This window comes from Bordetella genomosp. 2, assembly GCF_002261345.1.
In the GTDB taxonomy this organism is placed as follows: Bacteria; Pseudomonadota; Gammaproteobacteria; order Burkholderiales; family Burkholderiaceae_B; genus Bordetella_A.
Genome location: NZ_NEVT01000002.1, coordinates 114,901 through 132,558, shown reverse-complemented (window position 1 = coordinate 132,558; position 17,658 = coordinate 114,901). Strand labels below are relative to the sequence as shown.

Annotated in this window: 16 protein-coding genes; 6 read left to right on the top strand and 10 right to left on the bottom strand. The window is 69.4% G+C overall.

What is annotated here, in order from left to right:
* Positions 1 to 23 precede the first annotated feature (23 nt).
* Positions 24 to 578, bottom strand: coding sequence for an Hsp20/alpha crystallin family protein (locus tag CAL24_RS24115; protein WP_170947011.1), 555 nt, complete (start codon positions 576 to 578; stop codon positions 24 to 26).
* Between the two features lie 231 nt (positions 579 to 809).
* Here CAL24_RS24115 and CAL24_RS01160 point away from each other — a divergent pair, with 231 nt between their 5' ends.
* The 4 genes from CAL24_RS01160 to CAL24_RS01145 are packed head-to-tail and all read left to right on the top strand — an operon-like array spanning position 810 to position 5,389.
* Complete coding sequence (locus CAL24_RS01160; RefSeq protein WP_094805506.1) at positions 810 to 2,363, top strand: alpha-amylase family glycosyl hydrolase; 1,554 nt, start codon at positions 810 to 812, stop codon at positions 2,361 to 2,363.
* A gap of 2 nt (positions 2,364 to 2,365) precedes the next feature.
* Entirely contained in the window at positions 2,366 to 3,997 is a 1,632-nt protein-coding gene (locus CAL24_RS01155) for an alpha-amylase family protein (protein ID WP_094805505.1), read from the top strand.
* 18 nt (positions 3,998 to 4,015) lie between these two features.
* Positions 4,016 to 4,390 (top strand): sensory rhodopsin transducer, encoded by a 375-nt coding sequence (locus tag CAL24_RS01150; RefSeq protein ID WP_028353648.1) that lies wholly within the window; start codon positions 4,016 to 4,018, stop codon positions 4,388 to 4,390.
* Between the two features lie 24 nt (positions 4,391 to 4,414).
* Positions 4,415 to 5,389, top strand: coding sequence for a TIGR03885 family FMN-dependent LLM class oxidoreductase (locus CAL24_RS01145; RefSeq protein WP_028353649.1), 975 nt, complete (start codon positions 4,415 to 4,417; stop codon positions 5,387 to 5,389).
* A 4-nt stretch (positions 5,390 to 5,393) separates the two neighbouring features.
* Here CAL24_RS01145 and otsA read toward each other — a convergent pair whose 3' ends face one another.
* The 4 genes from otsA to CAL24_RS01125 form a co-directional block, all read right to left on the bottom strand.
* Complete coding sequence (otsA, locus tag CAL24_RS01140) at positions 5,394 to 6,806, bottom strand: alpha,alpha-trehalose-phosphate synthase (UDP-forming) (protein WP_028353650.1); 1,413 nt, start codon at positions 6,804 to 6,806, stop codon at positions 5,394 to 5,396.
* The gene (otsB, locus tag CAL24_RS01135; RefSeq protein ID WP_170947010.1) at positions 6,794 to 7,627 is read right to left on the bottom strand and encodes a trehalose-phosphatase; all 834 of its coding nucleotides are present in this window, start codon (positions 7,625 to 7,627) and stop codon (positions 6,794 to 6,796) included. Before otsB ends, otsA begins: the two co-directional genes overlap by 13 nt.
* A 312-nt stretch (positions 7,628 to 7,939) precedes the next feature.
* Positions 7,940 to 8,833 carry an arginase family protein gene (locus CAL24_RS01130; RefSeq protein ID WP_094805502.1) on the bottom strand — a complete coding sequence of 298 codons (894 nt, stop codon included), beginning with the start codon at positions 8,831 to 8,833 and terminating at the stop codon, positions 7,940 to 7,942.
* A 127-nt stretch (positions 8,834 to 8,960) separates the two neighbouring features.
* Positions 8,961 to 9,821, bottom strand: coding sequence for a LysR substrate-binding domain-containing protein (locus tag CAL24_RS01125; protein ID WP_197031658.1), 861 nt, complete (start codon positions 9,819 to 9,821; stop codon positions 8,961 to 8,963).
* Positions 9,822 to 9,931: 110 nt separating this feature from the next.
* Here CAL24_RS01125 and CAL24_RS01120 point away from each other — a divergent pair, with 110 nt between their 5' ends.
* Positions 9,932 to 10,978, top strand: coding sequence for an alpha/beta hydrolase (locus CAL24_RS01120; RefSeq protein ID WP_028353653.1), 1,047 nt, complete (start codon positions 9,932 to 9,934; stop codon positions 10,976 to 10,978).
* A 79-nt stretch (positions 10,979 to 11,057) separates the two neighbouring features.
* Positions 11,058 to 11,969, top strand: coding sequence for a LysR family transcriptional regulator (locus tag CAL24_RS01115; RefSeq protein WP_094805501.1), 912 nt, complete (start codon positions 11,058 to 11,060; stop codon positions 11,967 to 11,969).
* Between the two features lie 24 nt (positions 11,970 to 11,993).
* On the opposite strand, the gene CAL24_RS01110 is transcribed toward CAL24_RS01115, so the two are convergent.
* The 5 genes from CAL24_RS01110 to CAL24_RS01090 all read right to left on the bottom strand — a co-directional run bounded on the left by CAL24_RS01110 (position 11,994) and on the right by CAL24_RS01090 (position 17,646).
* Positions 11,994 to 12,785 (bottom strand): enoyl-CoA hydratase, encoded by a 792-nt coding sequence (locus CAL24_RS01110; RefSeq protein ID WP_028353655.1) that lies wholly within the window; start codon positions 12,783 to 12,785, stop codon positions 11,994 to 11,996.
* A 14-nt stretch (positions 12,786 to 12,799) separates the two neighbouring features.
* Positions 12,800 to 13,768: a Bug family tripartite tricarboxylate transporter substrate binding protein gene (locus CAL24_RS01105; RefSeq protein WP_028353656.1), complete on the bottom strand. Its 969-nt coding sequence runs from the start codon at positions 13,766 to 13,768 to the stop codon at positions 12,800 to 12,802.
* A 21-nt stretch (positions 13,769 to 13,789) separates the two neighbouring features.
* On the bottom strand, positions 13,790 to 14,971 hold the full coding sequence (locus tag CAL24_RS01100; RefSeq protein WP_094805500.1) for a CaiB/BaiF CoA transferase family protein: 1,182 nt from the start codon (positions 14,969 to 14,971) through the stop codon (positions 13,790 to 13,792).
* Between the two features lie 99 nt (positions 14,972 to 15,070).
* Entirely contained in the window at positions 15,071 to 16,225 is a 1,155-nt protein-coding gene (locus CAL24_RS01095; RefSeq protein WP_231501693.1) for a DUF1615 domain-containing protein, read from the bottom strand.
* A gap of 20 nt (positions 16,226 to 16,245) precedes the next feature.
* Positions 16,246 to 17,646: an amidase gene (locus CAL24_RS01090; protein ID WP_094805595.1), complete on the bottom strand. Its 1,401-nt coding sequence runs from the start codon at positions 17,644 to 17,646 to the stop codon at positions 16,246 to 16,248.
* Between the last annotated feature and the right edge of the window lie 12 nt (positions 17,647 to 17,658).

The following is a 17,658-nucleotide window of genomic DNA, read 5'->3' as shown; positions in this document are numbered from 1 at the left end:
CAATGGGTCCGGGCGGGACGGCGCTACGGGCCGGGCACCCGGCCCTGCGCCGCCGGCTCCTCCAGCGGGGCAGGCGCGACGCCCTGGCCGATCGAGGCCCCGGCCTGCGCGCCGCCCGCGCTGACCGGTATCCGGTTGCTGGCCGGCGCACCGGTCTGGCGGGCCAGCCGCACCGTCAGCACGCCGTCTTGCAGGTTCGCCCTCGTCTGTTGCGGATCGGGCGCAAAAGGCAAGGTAATGCGCCGCTGGAATCGGCCGTAGGCACGCTCCGATACGTGCACGTCGCCGTCCTTGCGCTGGCCGCCGCCGGTGCGCTTCTCGCCGCTGATCGTGAGCGTGTCGCCCGCCAGGCGCACCTCCACGTCGGCGGCCTGGACGCCAGGCAGCTCGACCGACACGCACAGCTCGTCGCCTTCTTCGCACATTTCCAGCCGTGGCATGGCGCCCATGCCGGCCCCGGCCGGCAGCTCGCCCGCGCCGAACACGTTGTCGAACAGGCGGTCCATTTCGTAGTGCAGTTCCATCAACGGATTGCCGGGCCGGTTCCAGCCCAGCGGTGCCAGGTATCGCATAGCCATTGCGGTGCTCCCGAGTTCGTGCCCATGGGACAGGTCGCGCCCGCAACCGCCGTACCCGGAAAAGGCACCCACCCCAGGCACACAAGCCATGCCGGCCGGGCCCCCGCGAGGCAAAAAATACGCCGCCAGGTAGAACTTGCGCCATAGGGCGGCGCGGCGCCGCCGGCCGGCGCGGGCATGCCGCTTGCAGTAGCGAGGCATTTCCCTGCCGGCCGCCGTGCCTGTTGCCACATGACCGTCCTCGCGTCCCCCGTCACGTCCCCGTCCGCCGCCTGGTGGAAGAACGCCGCGGTGTACCAGGTCTACCCTCGCTCGTTCGCCGACACCAACGGAGATGGCGTGGGCGACCTGCGCGGCATCTGCAACCATCTGGACTACATCCGCGACCTCGGCGCCGACGCCATCTGGGTCTCGCCCGTTTTCAGCTCGCCCATGGCCGATGCCGGTTACGACATCAGCGACTACTGCGACATCGCCCCCTTGTTCGGCACGCTGGACGATGCCGACCGGCTGATTCGCGAAGCGCACGAGCGGGACCTGCGCATTCTGTTCGATTTCGTGCCGAATCACACGTCCGACCAGCATCCATGGTTCGTCGAGTCGCGCGCCTCGCGCGACAATCCGCGGCGCGACTGGTATATCTGGCGCGATGAACCGAACGACTGGCGCGCGGCGCTGGGCGCGGGCAGCGCCTGGACCTGGGACGAGGCCACCCGCCAATACTATCTGCACCTGTTCCTGCCCCAGCAGCCCGACCTGAACTGGCGCAACCCCGAGGTCGTGCAAGCCATGCACGGCGTGCTGCGCTTCTGGCTGGAACGCGGCGTCGACGGTTTCCGCATCGACGTCGCCCACTGCACCGGCAAGGATCCCAACTTCGCCGACCACCCGCGCTGTCTGGCCGGCGAACCCCTGGCGAGCTTCAACGACGACCCCTACAGCCATGAAGTGCTGCGCGGCATCCGCCGCGTGGTGGACAGCTATCCGGGCGAACGCGTGCTGGTCGGGGAGGTAAACATCCGTTCGACCGCCAGCGTGGTGCAGTACTACGGCGCCGGCGACGAACTGCACATGTCGTTCAATTTCCCGCCGCTGGACGCGCCCTGGGACCCGGTCGTGTTCCGCACCTGCATCCGCGAAGTCGACAGCCTGATGCAGCCGGCCAATGCCTGGCCCACCTGGGTGCTGTCCAACCACGACAACGCGCGCCATCGCACCCGCTACGGCGGCTCGATGCGGCGCGCGCGCGCCGCCGCCATGCTGCTGCTGACGCTGCGCGGCACGCCGTTCATTTTCCAGGGCGAGGAACTGGGCCTGGAAGACGCGCCCATCGCGCCCGACCGCCAGGTCGATCCGGGCGGACGGGACGGCTGCCGCGCGCCGCTGCCCTGGCTGCGCGACGCGCCGCACGGCTGGAACGGCGCGCCGCCGTGGCTGCCGTTTGCGCCCGATCCGGCGGCGCTGTCGGTGCAGGCCCAGCAAGCCGACCCCGAGTCGATGCTGCAGTGGTACCGCCAGTTGCTGCGAGCCCGGCGGGCCAGCGAGGCGTTGCGGCTGGGAAGCTGGGAAGAACTGCCCTCGCCCGCCGAGGTGCTGGCCTACCGGCGGCGCGAAGGCCGGGACGAACGGGTCGTCTGCATCAACTTCGCCGACCGGCCGCTGACGATCGAGCTGCCTGGCGCCTGGCGCATCGAACTGGCCACCCAGCCGGGCCGCCTGGGGCAGGATTTCGACGGCGTGATCCACGAAGAACAGGGGCTGCTGCTCGCCCCGGCAGGGAGCTGACCATGCAAGACTGGTTCCGCAACGCGATCATCTACCAGGCCGACGCCACGCACTTCCAGGACAGCGACGGCGACGGCATGGGCGACCTGGCCGGCGTCACCCAGCGCCTGCCGTACCTGCGCGGCATGGGTTTCACCTGCCTGTGGCTGACGCCGTTCTATGCCTCGCCGTTTCGCGACGGCGGCTACGATGTCGCCGACCACATGACGGTCGATCCGCGCCTGGGGACGCTGGCCGACATGGTCGCCCTGCTGGAAGCCGCCGACGACCTTGGCATCCGCATCATGGTGGACCTGGTCGCGCAGCACACCTCGGACCAGCACCCCTGGTTCCAGGCGGCGCGGCGCGACCGGAACTCGCGCTACCGCGACTACTATGTGTGGGCGGACGAGCCCGAGCCCACCGAAGTCAAGCCGATCTTCCCCGCCGTGGAGGATAGCGTCTGGACCTGGGACGAGACCGCCGGCCAATACTACCGGCACGTGTTCTATCGGCACGAGCCCGACCTGAACCTGGCCAACCCGGAGGTGCGCGAGGAAATCTACCGCATCATGTCGTTCTGGCTGCGGCTGGGCGTGGCCGGCTTCCGGGTGGACGCGGCCGCGCACATGATCGAGCGCGCCAAAGCGGCCGACCCGCGCGACGACGGCTACTGGCTGTTGAACGACATGCGCGCGTATGTGCAGGCGCGCCGCCCCGATGCCGTGCTGTTCGGCGAGGTGGACGTGCCGCCGGACCAGTACCCGCCGTACTTCGGCCAGGGCCATCGCCTGACCCTGGTGTCCAGCTTCTGGCTCAACAATTATCTTTACCTGGCCCTGGCGCGCGGCGCGACGGAGCCGCTGCAGCGCGCCCTGCGCATGCAGCCGCGCGCGCCGGCCAACGCGCAGTACGCCGTATGGGTGCGCAACCATGACGAACTGGACCTGGAGCGCCTGACGGACCAGGAGCGCGCCGAAGTGCTGCGGCGCTTCGCGCCCGACGAAAACATGCGCATCTACAACCGCGGCATCCGGCGCCGCCTGCCGCCCATGCTGGACGGCGATACGAGCTGGATCGCATTGACGCATGCCCTCGTCATGTCCCTGCCGGGAGTGCCGATCGTGCGCTACGGCGACGAGATCGGCATGGGCGACGACCTGTCGCTGTCGGAACGGCACGCGGTGCGCACGGTGATGCAGTGGTCGGACGAGACCAACGCGGGGTTCTCCAGCGCCGATCCCGCGGCCCTGCAAGTGCCGCTGATACGCGACGGCCCCTACCGCTACCAGGAGATCAACGTGTACCGGCAGTCCCTCGACGAATCGTCGCTGCTGGCGCGCATCGGCAAGATGACGAGGGCTCGCCTGGGCCTGCGCGCCATGGGCAGCGGGCGCTTCCGCGTGCTGGATACCGGTTGCCCTTCGGTGCTGGCGATCGAGCACCTGGGCCCGGCGCGCGACGAGACGATCGTCACCCTGGCCAACCTGGCGCCCGAGGCGGTCCACATTACCTTGCCGGACGTGCCGATCGAATGCATGGTCGACATCCTGTGCGACGGCCGGTACGAGCGCCAGGACCCGCGCCCCCATCGCCTGTCCCTGCACGGCCACGGCTACCGCTGGCTGCGGCGGCGGCAGCGCGACGGCGGCTGATCGAAGCGAGGAACCATCATGAAAGACATCGGAAAGCGCCTGTGGGTCATCGCGGAAGGCTACATCCCGCCCACCAGCACGGGCAGCTCGCGGCAACTGTCCAGCCACGAGACGGCCTGCATGCTCAATGCCGGCGACCGCGACGCGCAGGTCGAGATCACGCTCTACTTCGCCGACCGCGAACCCGTGGGGCCATACCGCGTAACGGTGCCGGCGCGCCGCACGCTGCACCTGCGCTTCAACGACCTGAACACGCCGCAGCCCGTGCCCGCGGACACGGACTTCGCCAGCGTCATCCAGTCCGACCAGCCGATCGTCGTGCAGCACACGCGGCTTGATTCGCGCCAGGCCGAACTGGCCTTGATGACCACCACCGCCTATGCGGCCGATTGACGCGCGGCGCGCAGGAGCACTGCCATGGGACGCATCGGCTTCCATGCCTCGCACGAGCAATTCCCCCCCGCCGCGCTGCTGGAGTACGCGCGCGCGGCGGAGGCGGCCGGCTACGCCGCGCTGAGCTGCTCGGACCACTTCCACCCATGGAGCGCGCGCCAGGGCCAGGCCGGCCATGCATGGTGCTGGCTGGGCGCGGCGCTGGCCGCCACCGCCCTGCCGGCCGGCGTGGTGACCTGTCCATTCGGGCGCTACCATCCGGCCGTGATCGCCCAGGCCTGCGCCACGCTGGCCGCCATGTTTCCCGGCCGCTTCTGGCTGGCGGCCGGCAGCGGCGAAGCCCTCAACGAGCACATCACCGGCCGGCCCTGGCCGCCCAAGCCGGCGCGTCATCGCATGCTGCATGAATCCGTGGCCGTGATGCGCGCATTGTGGCGCGGCGAAGAGGTCAGCCACGATGGCGCGATATGTGTCGACCGCGCGCGCCTGTACACGCTGCCGCCGCAGCCGCCGCCGGTGTTCGCGGCCGCCCTCACGCCGGAAACGGCGCGCTGGGCCGGCGCCTGGGCCGACGGGCTGATCATGGTGTCCGGCCCGCCCGATCGGATGCGCGCCATCATCGACTCGTTCCGCGAAACGGCCGGCGCCGCCAGGCCGGTGTATGTCCAGGCCAAGGTCGCCTATGCGGACCCGCGCCAGGGCGACGGGGCCGCGCGCGCCATGGCGTTCGAGCAATGGCGCACCAATCTGTTCGACAGCGCCACCGCCGCCGATCTGCCCACGCCAGCCGACTTCGATGCCCGGGCGGCCGCCGTCCGGCCGGAGGACCTGGACCAGGCGGTGCGCATCTCGGCCGACCTGGACCGCCATGCGGCCTGGCTGGCGCAAGATTTCGAGCTGGGCGCCGACTTCGTGTTCATCCACAACGTGGGCGTCAACCAGCGCGAAGCGCTGGAAGCGTTCGCGGCGCGCGTGTTGCCGCAAGTCGCGCAGGCCTGAACGGCTAGGCGGGCAAGGTTGGCAGCTTGGTGGTGACGCCGGGCTTGGCGCTGCTGCGCAGGTCGGCCAGGAAACGGTCTTTCCAGGCGGCCAGGTCATGCAGGCGCAGCCCTTGCATCAGGCGCTCGTAGCGGGCGATGCGCTCGGCCAGCGGCATGTGCAGGGCGCGGTCGAGGGAATCCGCCATGCCTTCCGTATCGTACGGGTTGACGATCAGCGCGCCTTCTTCCATTTCGCAGGCCGCGCCGGCGAACTGCGACAGCACCAGCACGCCGGGATCATCGGGCGGCTGCGCCGCGATGTATTCCTTCGCCACCAGGTTCATGCCGTCGCGCAGGGGCGTGACCAGCCCCACCTGCGCGGCGCGCAGCAAGGGCATCAGGGTGGCGCGCTCGTAGGCGCGGTTGATGTAGCGCAGCGGCGCCCAGCCCAGCTCGCCCCATTTGCCGTTGATGCGGCCGGCGGCGCGGTCCAGCTCGCGGCGGATCTCGCGGTAGCCCTGCACGTCGGAACGCGACGGCGGCGCGAGCTGCACGAACGACACCCGGCCGCGATGGGCGGGCGCGCTTTCCAGCAACTGCTCGAAGGCGGCGAAGCGCTCCAGCAGCCCCTTGCTGTAGTCCAGCCGGTCCACGCTGATGACCAGCTTGCGGTGCTCCAGCCCGGACTTCAGCGCGGCGACCTGGCGCGAGCGTTTCGCGCGGGCCATGGCGGCCACGCCGTCCACGTCGATGCCGATCGGGTAAGTGCCGATGCGCACCCGGCGGTCCGCGACGTGCACGCCGGATGCCTCGCGCTCCGCGCCCAGGTGCTGGACGCAGTAGTCGCTGAACGCGCGCGCGTCGGACGCGGTCTGGAAACCGACCACATCGTATGCGCACATGGCCTGGGCCAAAGCATGATGGGGCGGAATGGCCTTGAACACCTCGGCGGTCGGGAAGGGAATGTGCAGGAAGAAGCCGATGCGGTTGCGTATGCCCTGCTCGCGGCAGAATCCGCCCAGCGCCAGCAGGTGGTAATCGTGCACCCAGATGACATCGTCCGGGCGCAGCAGCGGCGCCAGGCGGCGCACGAAGGCGCGGTTGACCTGCAGATAGCCGTCGTAGTCGGCGCGCCGGTAGCGGCTCAGGTCGGCCCGGTAATGAAAAACCGGCCACAGCACCGCGTTGGAGAAACCCCGGTAGTAGCGATCGTAGTCGCGCGCCGCCAGCGGAAAAGTGGCGTAGGTGATGTTGTCCTGCGTGACGGTGGACAGCGCCTGGTCCGCGTCGGCGTCCGCCGCGGTCTCGCCGTTCCAGCCCAGCCAGATGCCGCCCGAGTCGCGCAGCGCATCGTACACGCCCACGGCCAGGCCGCCGGGGGACTTCGTCCCGCTGGGCAAGGCCACACGATTCGACACTACGATCAATCGGCCCATGGTTGCTCCTTGGAAATCGCGGGTCCGCTCTCCGGGGCCGGCGTCCCCAGGCGTTCGAGCCAGCGCGCGAGCGCGCGCGGATCATCCAGGCGCCAGGGGGCCGCGCTGGGTCCGGCGCCGATCTTGATGCCGAAGCCGCCGGCCTGGCGGGCCGCGATGAAGGCCGCTTCGTCGGTCAGGTCATCGCCCACCGCCACCGGCGTGCGTCCCGCATAGGGCGCGCGCTGCATGAACCGGCGCAACGCCTGGCCTTTGTCGACGCCGCGCGGCCGCAACTCGAACACCATCTTGCCCGGCTGCACATCGAAATCGAGCGGATGCCGGCCGGCGACCTCGCGCACGGCCGCTTCGACGCGCCCGCCGTACTCGGGCGCGCCGCGAAAATGCACCGCCACGCCGTGGCCCTTGGCTTCGATCCAGACACCGGGCCAATGCTCTACCTGCGCCTGCAGCGCCGCCTGCACGGCCGGCAGGCCCGGCGGTGGGGGCGCCTGCGTGACGCGGCCATCGCGGCCCCGCCATTCCGCGCCATGGCCGGCGGCGTAAGGCAGCGCCAATGGCTGCAGCAGCCGGTCCAGGTCGACGCCGGGACGGCCGGACAGGATGGCCAGCGCGCCGTCCAGGGCCTGGTCCAGCCGCGCCAGGATATCCAGGGTGGCGTGCGGAATCGCCACCAGGCCCGGGTCGGGCCGGATCTCCGCCAGGGTGCCGTCCAGGTCCAGGAACAGCGCAACGCGCCCGGGCTGCGGCACCGGCGGGACCTGCGCGCCGTCGGATGGCATGGCGCCCGATGCGGAGGAAGGGTCCGTGACGCTCTGCATGGACATATCGCGTGGGCGCGCCGACAGGCCGCCCGGCCGGCGCATGGTATTCAGTATTTCAAAATACGTCAGATTCTCCGCTTCGTGCAATGGCATATCGACTACTCGACTGGTTGCGCCGCCGCAGCACCGCCATTCTCAACCGGGACCCGCAAACCGGGCCATTCGGCGACGCTTGCCGCTGGCAGTCGCGCCGGCACGCAAGCGGCGTGCCCGCCCTGTCTATTCGCCAGCGCCGCCGGCGGCGGGTCTATGGCCTGTTGCTCGAACAAGGCGGCACGGCAGCCCTTGCGGCCGCCGCCCGCGCCACCTTCAGGAAGCCGCGGCGCCCAGCGCCGCGGCGAGTACGCCGGCCAGCCCGCGCCCGGCGCTGCCGTCCTGATCGAGGCGCGGGTTGTAGATGGTGACCTCGATCCCGGCCGCCTTGCCGCTCGCCAGGGCGATCCGCAGCACGGCCTCCAGTTCGTCCCATGCCAGGCCGCCCGGCACGCGGAAATCGACCGCCGGCATGATGGCATCGTCGAGACAATCGGCGTCGAGATGGATGAAGAAGCCGTCCAGTTCCTCCCGGGCCAGGTGGTCGACGGCAGCCCGCGCGGCGGCCTCGATGCCCATCGCCCGCACGGCGGGCAGATCAATTGCCTTGAGCTCCTGGGGCAACGGCTGGCTGCCGTACTCCTCCTGGTCCTTATGATCGCGATACGCGAACGCGACAGCGTCTGCGGGACGGACCAACGGGCCGCGCCCTTCCATGTCGGTCAGCTGCGCCGGGCCGTGGCCGGTGACCAGGGCAAGGTCCATGGAGGCGCCTTCGCCATTGGGCTCCGCCTCGGGCTGGAAGAAATCGGCATTGCCGTCGATGAAGAGCAGGCCGTAGCGGCCGCGCCGCCGAAACGCCAGCATCGAGCCCAGCACGATCGTGCAATCGCCGCCGAGCACGACCGGAAACTCGCCTGCATCAAGCACCGCCTCGACTGCGTCGGCAAGCCTGGGCGACCACGCCGCAATTGCCGCGGCATTCAGGACGCCGGTCGCGGGATCCGGCACAGGATCCTTGGGAGGCACCGCCAGCCGCTCGGCGCGGCGCGCGTGTATGCGCTCCGCCAGGCCGAGCTTCAAGAGCTGGTCGGGCAGGCGCTCCACGCCGTCGGTCGCCAGGCCCAGCGTAGACGGGGCTTCGAGAATTGCGTAGGAAAGAGTCGGCATGCGCGCCTCCGTCAGCGGCTATTGCGCGGAACAGGCTCCTGCCTCGACCTGGTGATCTCCCGGATCTCGGACGATGGCCCATAGCTGGCATGGTAGTTCGTCTCTGCCGAAACAGGGTGAATCATCTTCACTGGATGGCGGCGAACAATTCCCATGCGCGCCGCACGACCGCCGGCTGCGCCTTGCGGCGCGCCACCATGGCCAGCGGCAGCGCCGGCAGCTCCGCGCCGGCCAGCTCCGCATAGCGCACACCCCGGTACGCGACGCGCCGGATCGAAGCCGGCAGCAGCGTGGCGCCGAGGCCGGCCGACACCAACGCCAGCATGGTCAGTGCGCGCGCGGCCTCCTGGACCACGCGGACTTCGACGCCGGCCCGCGCGAACGCATCCGTGATGCGGGCATGCAGCACCGGCCCCTGTGTGGCCGGGAACAGCACCAGCCCCAACGCGGCGATGTCGGCCAGCGTCACGACGCCCTGGCCCCCGTCATCCGGCAATGCGGCCAAAAGCGGCTCCGCCGGAAACTCCGCCACCGCGAACGCGCCGTCGGCCCCAAGGGGCGGATGGGCGAAGCCGATGTCGATGGCTCCGCGCGCCAGAGCGTCGAGTTGTTCGTTGGTGGACAACTCGACCAGCCGCGGCTGGATTTCCGGATACGACCGCCGCAGCTGCGCCATCAGGCGCGGCAATCTTTCGTAGAGCGCGGCCGACACAAAGCCGATGCGGAGCACGCCGGCCGTGCCGGCGTCGGCCGCCCTGGCCAGCTGCCGCGCCGAATCGGCGTGCGCCACCGCCGCGCGCGCCTCGTCCAGGAACGCCGCGCCGGCCCGGGTCAGCGCCAGGCGCCGGTGGCCGCGCTCGAACAGGCGTACGCCCAGATCCTTCTCCAGCCGCGCGATGGACTGGCTGAGCGGCGGCTGGGCCATGCCCAGCCGTTCGGCGGCGCGGCCCATATGCAGCTCGTCGGCAACCGCGAGGAAATGACGCAAATGGCGAAGTTCCATATCGCGACGATATCAACAAACCACAGCTTCCGCATCGTTCCGCAGCGGCTGCGCTGCTACCTTCTCGCCGTCACGACTTTGCTACGGAGAAAGACATGCGCCTGGCTCGCTTCCTATTGTCCATCCTGCTCGGCTATGCCGGCGTGGTCTGCCCGCCCGCGGCGGCCGCGCCGCTGCGGGCCGACTTCACCGTCGAAAGCGACGATGGCATGCGCCTGTTCGTGCGCGCCTTGCGCGACACCGCGGCCGACGCCGACCATGGCCCGCTGCTGCTGGTCAACGGCGGACGCTCGGGCGTCCTGGCGAGCTGGGACGTCGACGCCCCCGGCACGTCCACCGCCGAGGCCTTCGCCCGGGCCGGTCACCAGGTATACCTGATGGACGTGCGCGGCTTCGGCCGCTCCAGCTTCCCCCGGGAAATGGCCGGCGGCCGCCACGACGCGCCGGTCGCTGTGCGCTCCAACGAGGCCGTGCGCGACATCGCCGCGGTGGTGGAGGAAATACGCCGGCGCCATCCCGGCGACATGCGGCTGGCGGCCATGGGCTGGGCCACCGGCTCACAATGGCTGGGGCACTATGCATCGCTGTACCCGGACCGCATCAGCCATCTGGTGTACTACAACGGCGCGTACGGCGGCCCGGCCGGCGGCTGGCCGCTGCAGCAGGAGTTCGGCGATCCCCTCCAGCCCGCCGAGCTTGACTATGCGCGCCACGGCGCCTATCGCCTGGCCACGGCCCACCACCTGGCCGGGCGCTGGCGCGACGAAGGCATCGACGCGCGTTTCCTCGCGCGCTACGTCGCCCTGTCCATGGAAGGCGACGAAAGCGCGGCAACCCGTAATCCCGCTAGTTTCCGCTTCCCCTCCGGTCCGACCGCCGACACGCTGAAAATGGTCAACGGCCGGCAGATCTTCGATGCATCGTTCATCCGCTCGCGTGTGCTGATCCTGCGCTCCGGCGAGGACTTCTGGTCCCGCCCCGCCGATGCGCAGACCCTGTTGGCGCACCTGGCCAACGCCGCCTCGGCCGAGCTGGTGGTGATTCCCGGCGCCTCGCATTATGTCCATCTGCAGCCTACGCCGGACCGGCAGAAATTCGTCGACGCCGTGCTGGCGTTCACGACGGGGGATGCGCAGCCATGACCGGCCGGACACACCGCCTCCCGAAGCTCTAACATAGCGACATGCCGCGCCTGCTCTTGCCGCCGACGCGGCGGCCGCCATGCGCTATGAACTGACCGACCTACGCCTCTTCCTTGCTATCGCCGAAGCCCGCAATTTATCGGGCGGCGCCGAAGCCATGCACCTGACCGCCTCGTCGGCCAGCTACCGGCTCAAGAACCTCGAGCTGGCGATGGGCGTGCCGCTATTCAAGCGCGAGGCGCGCGGCATGGAATTGACCGCCGAGGGCGAGTTCGTCCTCAAGCACGTGCGCGGCCTGCTGGCCAGCGTGGAGCGCATGCACGGCGAGGTCAGCGGCTTCGCCAGCGGCCTGAAGGGCAGCGTCAAGCTGTTCGCCAACAGCAGTTCGCTCAACGGCTTCATCGTGCCCAGCCTCAGCCGCTTCCTGTCGGCCAGGCCGAACGTCAACATCCTGCTCGAAGAGCGCCCCAGCAATACCATCGAAGCCGCGATCGCGGGGCATGAAGCCGACATCGGCATCTTCGCCGGGCATGCCGAATCCGAGGGTGTCAATGCGACGCGCTTCGCGGTCGACGAGTTGATCATCGCCGTCCCGCCGGGCCACCCCATCGTGGAAAGTTCGCCGGTGCGCTTTCCCGCGGCGCTGGATCTCGACTTCGTCTGCATGAGCCGCGCCAGCAGCAACTACATCTTCTTGCGCGACATGGCGAAGCTGGCTGGCAAGACGCCGACGATCCGCATCCACGTGCACACATTCGACGCGGTGCTGTCCATGGTGCAGGCCGGCGTCGGCGTGGCACTGGTGCCGCGCAGCGTCGCAGCGCAGGCGCTGCAAGAGCAGCGCATCGCGGCGGTGGCGCTGCGCGAACCCTGGGCCCGGCGCGAGTTGACGCTGGCCACGCAGGCCGGCACGCCGCCGCCCTTCGTCGAACAGGTGGCCGGATACTTGCTCGACGATCCCGCAGTCGCGGCCACCCGCGGCGCGCCATAGGGCCGCGGGCCCACCGGGCGGCATTCAGCTTTTCTGCTGGCGCTTGCGTTCCAGGAACTCGTTCATGAACTTCTGGGGCTCGCCCGTATTGAAGGCGGCGCCGAACTCACTGACGCTATCCTCGATCGCCTCGTCGACGGGCACGGTCTCCCAGCGCCGCAGCAAAGCCTTCTGTTGCCGCACCACGGCCGGCCCCAGCGCGGCGAACGACTCGGCCAGGCCGCGCACCGTCTCGTCCAGGCGGTCCATGGGCACGGCCTGGTTCACCAGGCCCCATTCGCGTGCCCGCGCGGCATCGATAAGCTCGCCGGTCAGCAGCAGCCAGGCGCTGTTGGCGGCGCCGATCAGACGCGGCATCAACGCCGCGTGTATCACCGACGGAATGCCGACCTTGACCTCCGGCATGCCGAACTGCGCCGAATCGGCACAGATCCGCAGGTCGCACGCCAGCGCGAACTCCAGCCCGCCTCCCAGGCACCAGCCCGGAATGCGCGCGATGACCGGCGCCGGGAAATGGCGCACGGCATCGCAGAGATCGCGCAAATTGGCAATAAAGCGCCGCGCCTTCTGTTCGTCCAGGCCGGCCATCTCGGCAATGTCCGCCCCCGCCACGAACGCGCGGTCGCTGGCGCCGCGCAGCACCAACACGCGCACCGACGCATCCTTGGCCAAGCGTGCCAGGGCCACCCGCAAACCATCGATCACAGGCGTGCTCAGGATATTGAGCACGCCGGCGTCCTCGATGGTCAGCGTGGCGATGCCCGACGACTCGACGCATACGCTGGCATGGTCGACGGTAAAGGTCTGCGCTTGCATGAGAGCTCCTGTCATTACATTTTCTTGAACTGGATGGCGTCCACCACGGTTTTCCAGTGCGCATAGGACTGCTCGATCAAGGCGCCGAACGCTTGCCTCGACATGGGGCTGGGCGTGGCGCCCTGCCGTTCGATCGCCTCGATAGTAGCCGGGTCGGCCAACGCCTGCCGCACCGCCTCGTTCAGCTTGTCCAGCACCGGCGCGGGCGTGCCGGCCGGGGCGGCTAGGCCGAACCAGGACGGGTTGTTCATGGCTGGCAGCCCTGCTTCGGCATAGGTAGGCACATCGGGCAGCACCTTCAACCGCTGCTTCGCCGCCACCGCCAGCGGACGGATGCGCTGGCCCTGGATAAGAGGATACGAGGATGGGATGTTGTCAAACACCACCTGTACCTGTCCGGCCACCAGGTCGTTCAACGCGGGGCCGAGGCCGCGGTACGGGACGTGCAGCATGCTCGCACCGGCAGTCTGCATGAACAGCTCGCCATTCATGTGACTAAGACCGCCGTTGCCGGACGAGCCGAACGCATACTTGCCAGGCTCGGCTTTCAGCAGCTTCAGAAACGTCGCAATGTCACGCGCCGGCAAGGCGGGATTGACCACCAGCACATTGGGCACATCGGCCAGGTTGCTGATGGGCGCGAAGTCCTTGACCGGGTCGTACGGCGGCTTGGCATACACATTGGGATTCACCGCATGGGAACTTTCGACGGCCATGACCAGGGTATAGCCATCGGCGGGTTGCTTGGCGGCATAGGCCGAGCCGATGTTGCCGCCGGCGCCCGGCCGGTTCTCGATGATGACGGACTGGCCCAGCACCCTCCCGAGTTGATTGCCCATCACCCGCGCGATGATGTCCGTGGTGCCGCCCACGGCGTACGGGACCACCAGGCGGATCGGCCGGTCGGGATAATCGGCGCTGGCCGCGACCGGTAAGGCCAGACACGACAGCACGGCGGCCAGTCGGAAAATGGGGAATTTCATATTGGTCTCCTCCTGAGTCGATCAATTCGTATCGCGGCCCGCCAGTACGGCGTGCGTGTGCTCGCCCAACAGGGGCGGGGCGGCGCCCAGCGCCTCGCGAGGCGTCCCGGCCAGCAGCGGATTGCGCACCAGGCGTAGCTCGCCCAGCACCGGATGCCGCACCGTCTGCACCAGGCCACGGTGGCGCACCTGCGGATGGGCGAAAACCTCTTCCAGCGTGTGGATCGGCCCCCACGGGACGCCGGCCGCGTCGAAGGCATCGGTCCAGCGGCGCCACTCCGCGCCGCCCAGCGCGTCGGCGATCAGGGGCCGCAGGCTGTCCATGTTGACCAGCCGCGCGCTGTTGGTGGCATAGCGGTCGTCGAGCGACCATTCGGGATGGGCCACGACCTCGCAGAAGCGGGCAAACTGGCCGTCATTGCCTATCGCCAGGATCAAGTGGCCATCTGCGCAAGCGAACACCTCGTACGGCGCGCAGTTGGGATGCGCGTTTCCGGTGCGGTGCGGCGATACGCCCGAGACAAGGTAGTTCGCGCCCTGGTTGGCATTGAGCGCCACCGCGACATCAAGCAGGCAGATGTCGAGCGGCATGCCGCGTCCGGTCCGGTCGCGCTGGTGCAGCGCCGCCAGCACGGCCGAGGTGGCATACATGCCCGTCATCAGGTCGACCACGGCGACGCCCGTGCGCAGCGGCCCGGCGCCCGGCATGCCGTCGGGTTGCCCGGTATAGCTCATCAGGCCGCCCATGCCCTGGAATACATAGTCATAGCCGGGCTTGGCCGCCATCGGGCCGGTCTGCCCATAGCCGGTAATGGACAGGTAGATCAGGCGCGGATTGATCTCCGAGAGCGCGGCATAATCCAGCCCGTACTTGCGCAGTCCGCCCGCCTTGTAGTTTTCGACCAGGATATCGGCGTCCGCCGCCAGCTCACGCACGCGCTCCGCGCCGGCCGCCGATGAGAAATCCAGCGCCACCGACTGCTTGCCCCGGTTGCAAGCCATAAAATAGGCCGACATGGAAGCCGCGCCATCGGCCGCGCGCAGGTCGGGCGGCCCCCAGCCGCGCGTATCGTCGCCGCGTTCGGGATGTTCGATCTTGATGACTTGCGCGCCCAGGTCCGCGAGGTTCTGCGTACACCATGGGCCGGCAAGAATGCGCGACAGGTCAAGCACCTTGATACCGCGCAGCGCCTCGTGAAGCATGGGGATTTCCAGCGTTTCTGCAATCGCCGGAATTATGTCAACGCCCCTCGGCAGCGAGAAGTCGAATGTTTCGAACGCTGCATTCGGCGGGATTCAAGCTCAGCGCGCCATGCAGCGCTTCCATCGGTCATGCACCCGGTTGGCGAACCATGCCGTGGTCAGGTTGCGGGTGATCTTGGGGCTTTCCAGCTTGATGCCCGGCAACACTGCGCGCGGCACCGGCTTGCCGGCGTCCCGGTCGGCCAGCTCGAACACACGCCGGTACAGTTCGGTGTCTGTGAAGTCCGGGCCGTCGCCCTTCTGCAGCGCCGGGCGGATCCGCGCTTCGTTCACATCCAGTTGCCGCCGGATGGCGCGCACGGCCTTCTCGGTACGACTGGGGTCGATCGAGCCGCGGATCAGCAGGTCGCCGTCCAGCGCCAGCGGAATGCCGGACAACCGGCTGACCGCTGCCTGGAACGCGGCATTGCGGCTGGCATACCAGCCGGCGTTGAAGTCGGCGAAACGGTAGATCACCGAATCGTAGTCCGCCGGGTAGCCGAGCAGGTGGGCGATGCCGAAATACATGCCGCCGCGGCGGGTGAACACTTCGCGGCGGATCGAGCCGTCGACCACATAGGGATAGTCGGCGGCGTGCGATTCGGCGAAGGCGATGCTGACCTGCATCGGCCCGCCGGTGCGCACCGGGTTCAGGCCGCTGAACAGCTGGCGACCCATGGGCACCATGCCGATGAAATCCTCGAATATCTCGCTCAACTGCCGCTCGGTGCGCGCCGCGTCGAGCCGCTGGTTGTAGGTCTTGCCAGTGGGAGATTCCAGGTTCAACGCGGCATTGACCAGGAAGTCGGGCAAATGCAGCGCCCGCGTACGGCCGGCGATCTCGCGTCGCGCGATGTCGGCCAGGCCAGGCACGACCGGATCGGCGCGGAACGACGATTCCTGTTCGGTGACAGCCACGGCCGCGCACAGGTTGGCGCGGCTGGCGTCCAGGCCCTGGGCCGTGAACGCCACGGCAATATCGCGAGCCCAGCCGTCGCGATCCGCGACCTGCGCCGGCAACAGGCGCGCCAGGTCGGCGCGGATCTCGCTGGCGCTGCGCGGCGGCGGCGCTTCGGGCGCCCGCGTGGCGCAGCCGGCCAACAGCGCCAGCAGGGCGGCTGCCGCCAGGCTGGCGTAGCCCGGCTGACGCCGCCGCGGCGCAGCGGCCTCCGGCGACCTGGCAATGAGGTCCGGCTTGCCTTGCATGCGGCGCATGCCAACCGCGCCCGCCGCGCTCATTGTCCCGCCGCCTCGAAGGCCGCCGCCATCTGCAGCAGCTCCGCATCGCGGCGGAAGCCGCCTACCAGTTGCATGCCGATGGGCAGGCCGTCGCTGCCTTGCCCGCACGGCATGCTGACCGCCGGGTGGCCGGTCATGTTGAACACCATGGTCCATGGGTACCAATGCTCGCGCAGGCCTTCCAGGCGGCGGCCGTCGATCTCGATGGGCTGGAACAGGTCCTGGTCGATCGGCAGCGCCGTGCGGGTCAGCGTCGGCATGGCCAGCAAATCGCCGCGCTCGAACATGCCCTGCACCTTGTGGAACAGCGCGGAGCGTTCGAACATGGCGCGCTGGTAGTCCACGCTGCTGAACGCGGCCGCCGACTCCACCTGGCGCCGGAACGTGTCGCTGAACAGCTCCGGCCGCTCGGCCACCATCTCGGCGAAACGGGTGCGCCATACGGTATGGTTGACGGCGCGCCAGATCGGCTCGACGTTGAAGCCTTCGCCATCGAACGGCTCGAGTTCCGCGCCTAGCGCGCGCAGGCGCTGCAGGCCGGCCTCGAACGCGCGCTGCACATCGGCCGCGACCGGCCGTCCCGGCGGCGCCGCGCAGTACAGCACGCGCTTGCCCTTCAGGTCGGCGGGCGGGCGCGCCGCGGCGACGAAGTCGGGCTTGACCACGCCGATCGACCAGGGGTCGACCGGGTCTTCGCCGGCCATCACTTGCAGCATCAGTCCGGTGTCTTCCACGGTGCGCGTCGTCGGCGTCACGTAGGTCTGGTTGCCGTACACGTCCAGGGCCTGGCTATGCGGGATGACGCCATTGCTTTGCTTGAAGCCGACCACGTCGTTGCATGCCGCCGGAATGCGGGTCGAGCCGCCGCCGTCGCTGGCGACCGCCAGCGGCGCGATCAGGGCGGCCGTCGCCACGGCCGCGCCGCCGCTGGACCCGCCGCTGGTGCGCTCGGCGCTCCAGGCGTTGCGCGTCTGGCCGAACAGCGGGCTGCGCGTCAGCGACTGGCAGCCGAACTCGGGCGTGGTGGTCTTGCCGATCAGGATGGCGCCGGCGGCGCGCAGCCGCGCCACGCAGACCGCGTCGCGCGCCGGCACGTTGTCCTGGTAGGCCAGCGTGCCGAAGGTCGTGCGCACCCCGGCCGTATTGACCAGGTCTTTCACCGTGAAAGGGACGCCGTGCAGCGGACCCAGCCGGCCGCCCGCCGCCACCGCCTGCTCGGCCTGGCGCGCCTCGTCGAGGGCCCGCTCGCCGCACAGCGTGATGAAGCAATTGAGTTCCGGCTGCAGGCGCTCGGCCCGCTCCAGCGCGGTACGCACCACCTCGACCGGCGACAACTGCTTCTGCCGGATCAGGCCGGCCAGCTGTGCGGCCGTCAATGAGCTGATCGAATCATCCATCATGCGTGCTCC

Coding starts and splice junctions, on each gene's coding strand:
- CAL24_RS01100 (WP_094805500.1), bottom strand. CDS start 14,971: ATGCTTCACGAGGCGCTGCGCGGTATCAAGGTGCTTGACCTGTCGCGC.
- CAL24_RS01160 (WP_094805506.1), top strand. CDS start 810: ATGACCGTCCTCGCGTCCCCCGTCACGTCCCCGTCCGCCGCCTGGTGG.
- CAL24_RS01145 (WP_028353649.1), top strand. CDS start 4,415: ATGGGACGCATCGGCTTCCATGCCTCGCACGAGCAATTCCCCCCCGCC.
- CAL24_RS01095 (WP_231501693.1), bottom strand. CDS start 16,225: ATGCGCCGCATGCAAGGCAAGCCGGACCTCATTGCCAGGTCGCCGGAG.
- CAL24_RS01090 (WP_094805595.1), bottom strand. CDS start 17,646: ATGGATGATTCGATCAGCTCATTGACGGCCGCACAGCTGGCCGGCCTG.
- CAL24_RS01130 (WP_094805502.1), bottom strand. CDS start 8,833: ATGCCGACTCTTTCCTACGCAATTCTCGAAGCCCCGTCTACGCTGGGC.
- CAL24_RS01155 (WP_094805505.1), top strand. CDS start 2,366: ATGCAAGACTGGTTCCGCAACGCGATCATCTACCAGGCCGACGCCACG.
- CAL24_RS01105 (WP_028353656.1), bottom strand. CDS start 13,768: ATGAAATTCCCCATTTTCCGACTGGCCGCCGTGCTGTCGTGTCTGGCC.
- CAL24_RS01115 (WP_094805501.1), top strand. CDS start 11,058: ATGCGCTATGAACTGACCGACCTACGCCTCTTCCTTGCTATCGCCGAA.
- CAL24_RS01110 (WP_028353655.1), bottom strand. CDS start 12,785: ATGCAAGCGCAGACCTTTACCGTCGACCATGCCAGCGTATGCGTCGAG.
- CAL24_RS24115 (WP_170947011.1), bottom strand. CDS start 578: ATGGCTATGCGATACCTGGCACCGCTGGGCTGGAACCGGCCCGGCAAT.
- CAL24_RS01120 (WP_028353653.1), top strand. CDS start 9,932: ATGCGCCTGGCTCGCTTCCTATTGTCCATCCTGCTCGGCTATGCCGGC.
- otsB (WP_170947010.1), bottom strand. CDS start 7,627: ATGCAGAGCGTCACGGACCCTTCCTCCGCATCGGGCGCCATGCCATCC.
- CAL24_RS01150 (WP_028353648.1), top strand. CDS start 4,016: ATGAAAGACATCGGAAAGCGCCTGTGGGTCATCGCGGAAGGCTACATC.
- otsA (WP_028353650.1), bottom strand. CDS start 6,806: ATGGGCCGATTGATCGTAGTGTCGAATCGTGTGGCCTTGCCCAGCGGG.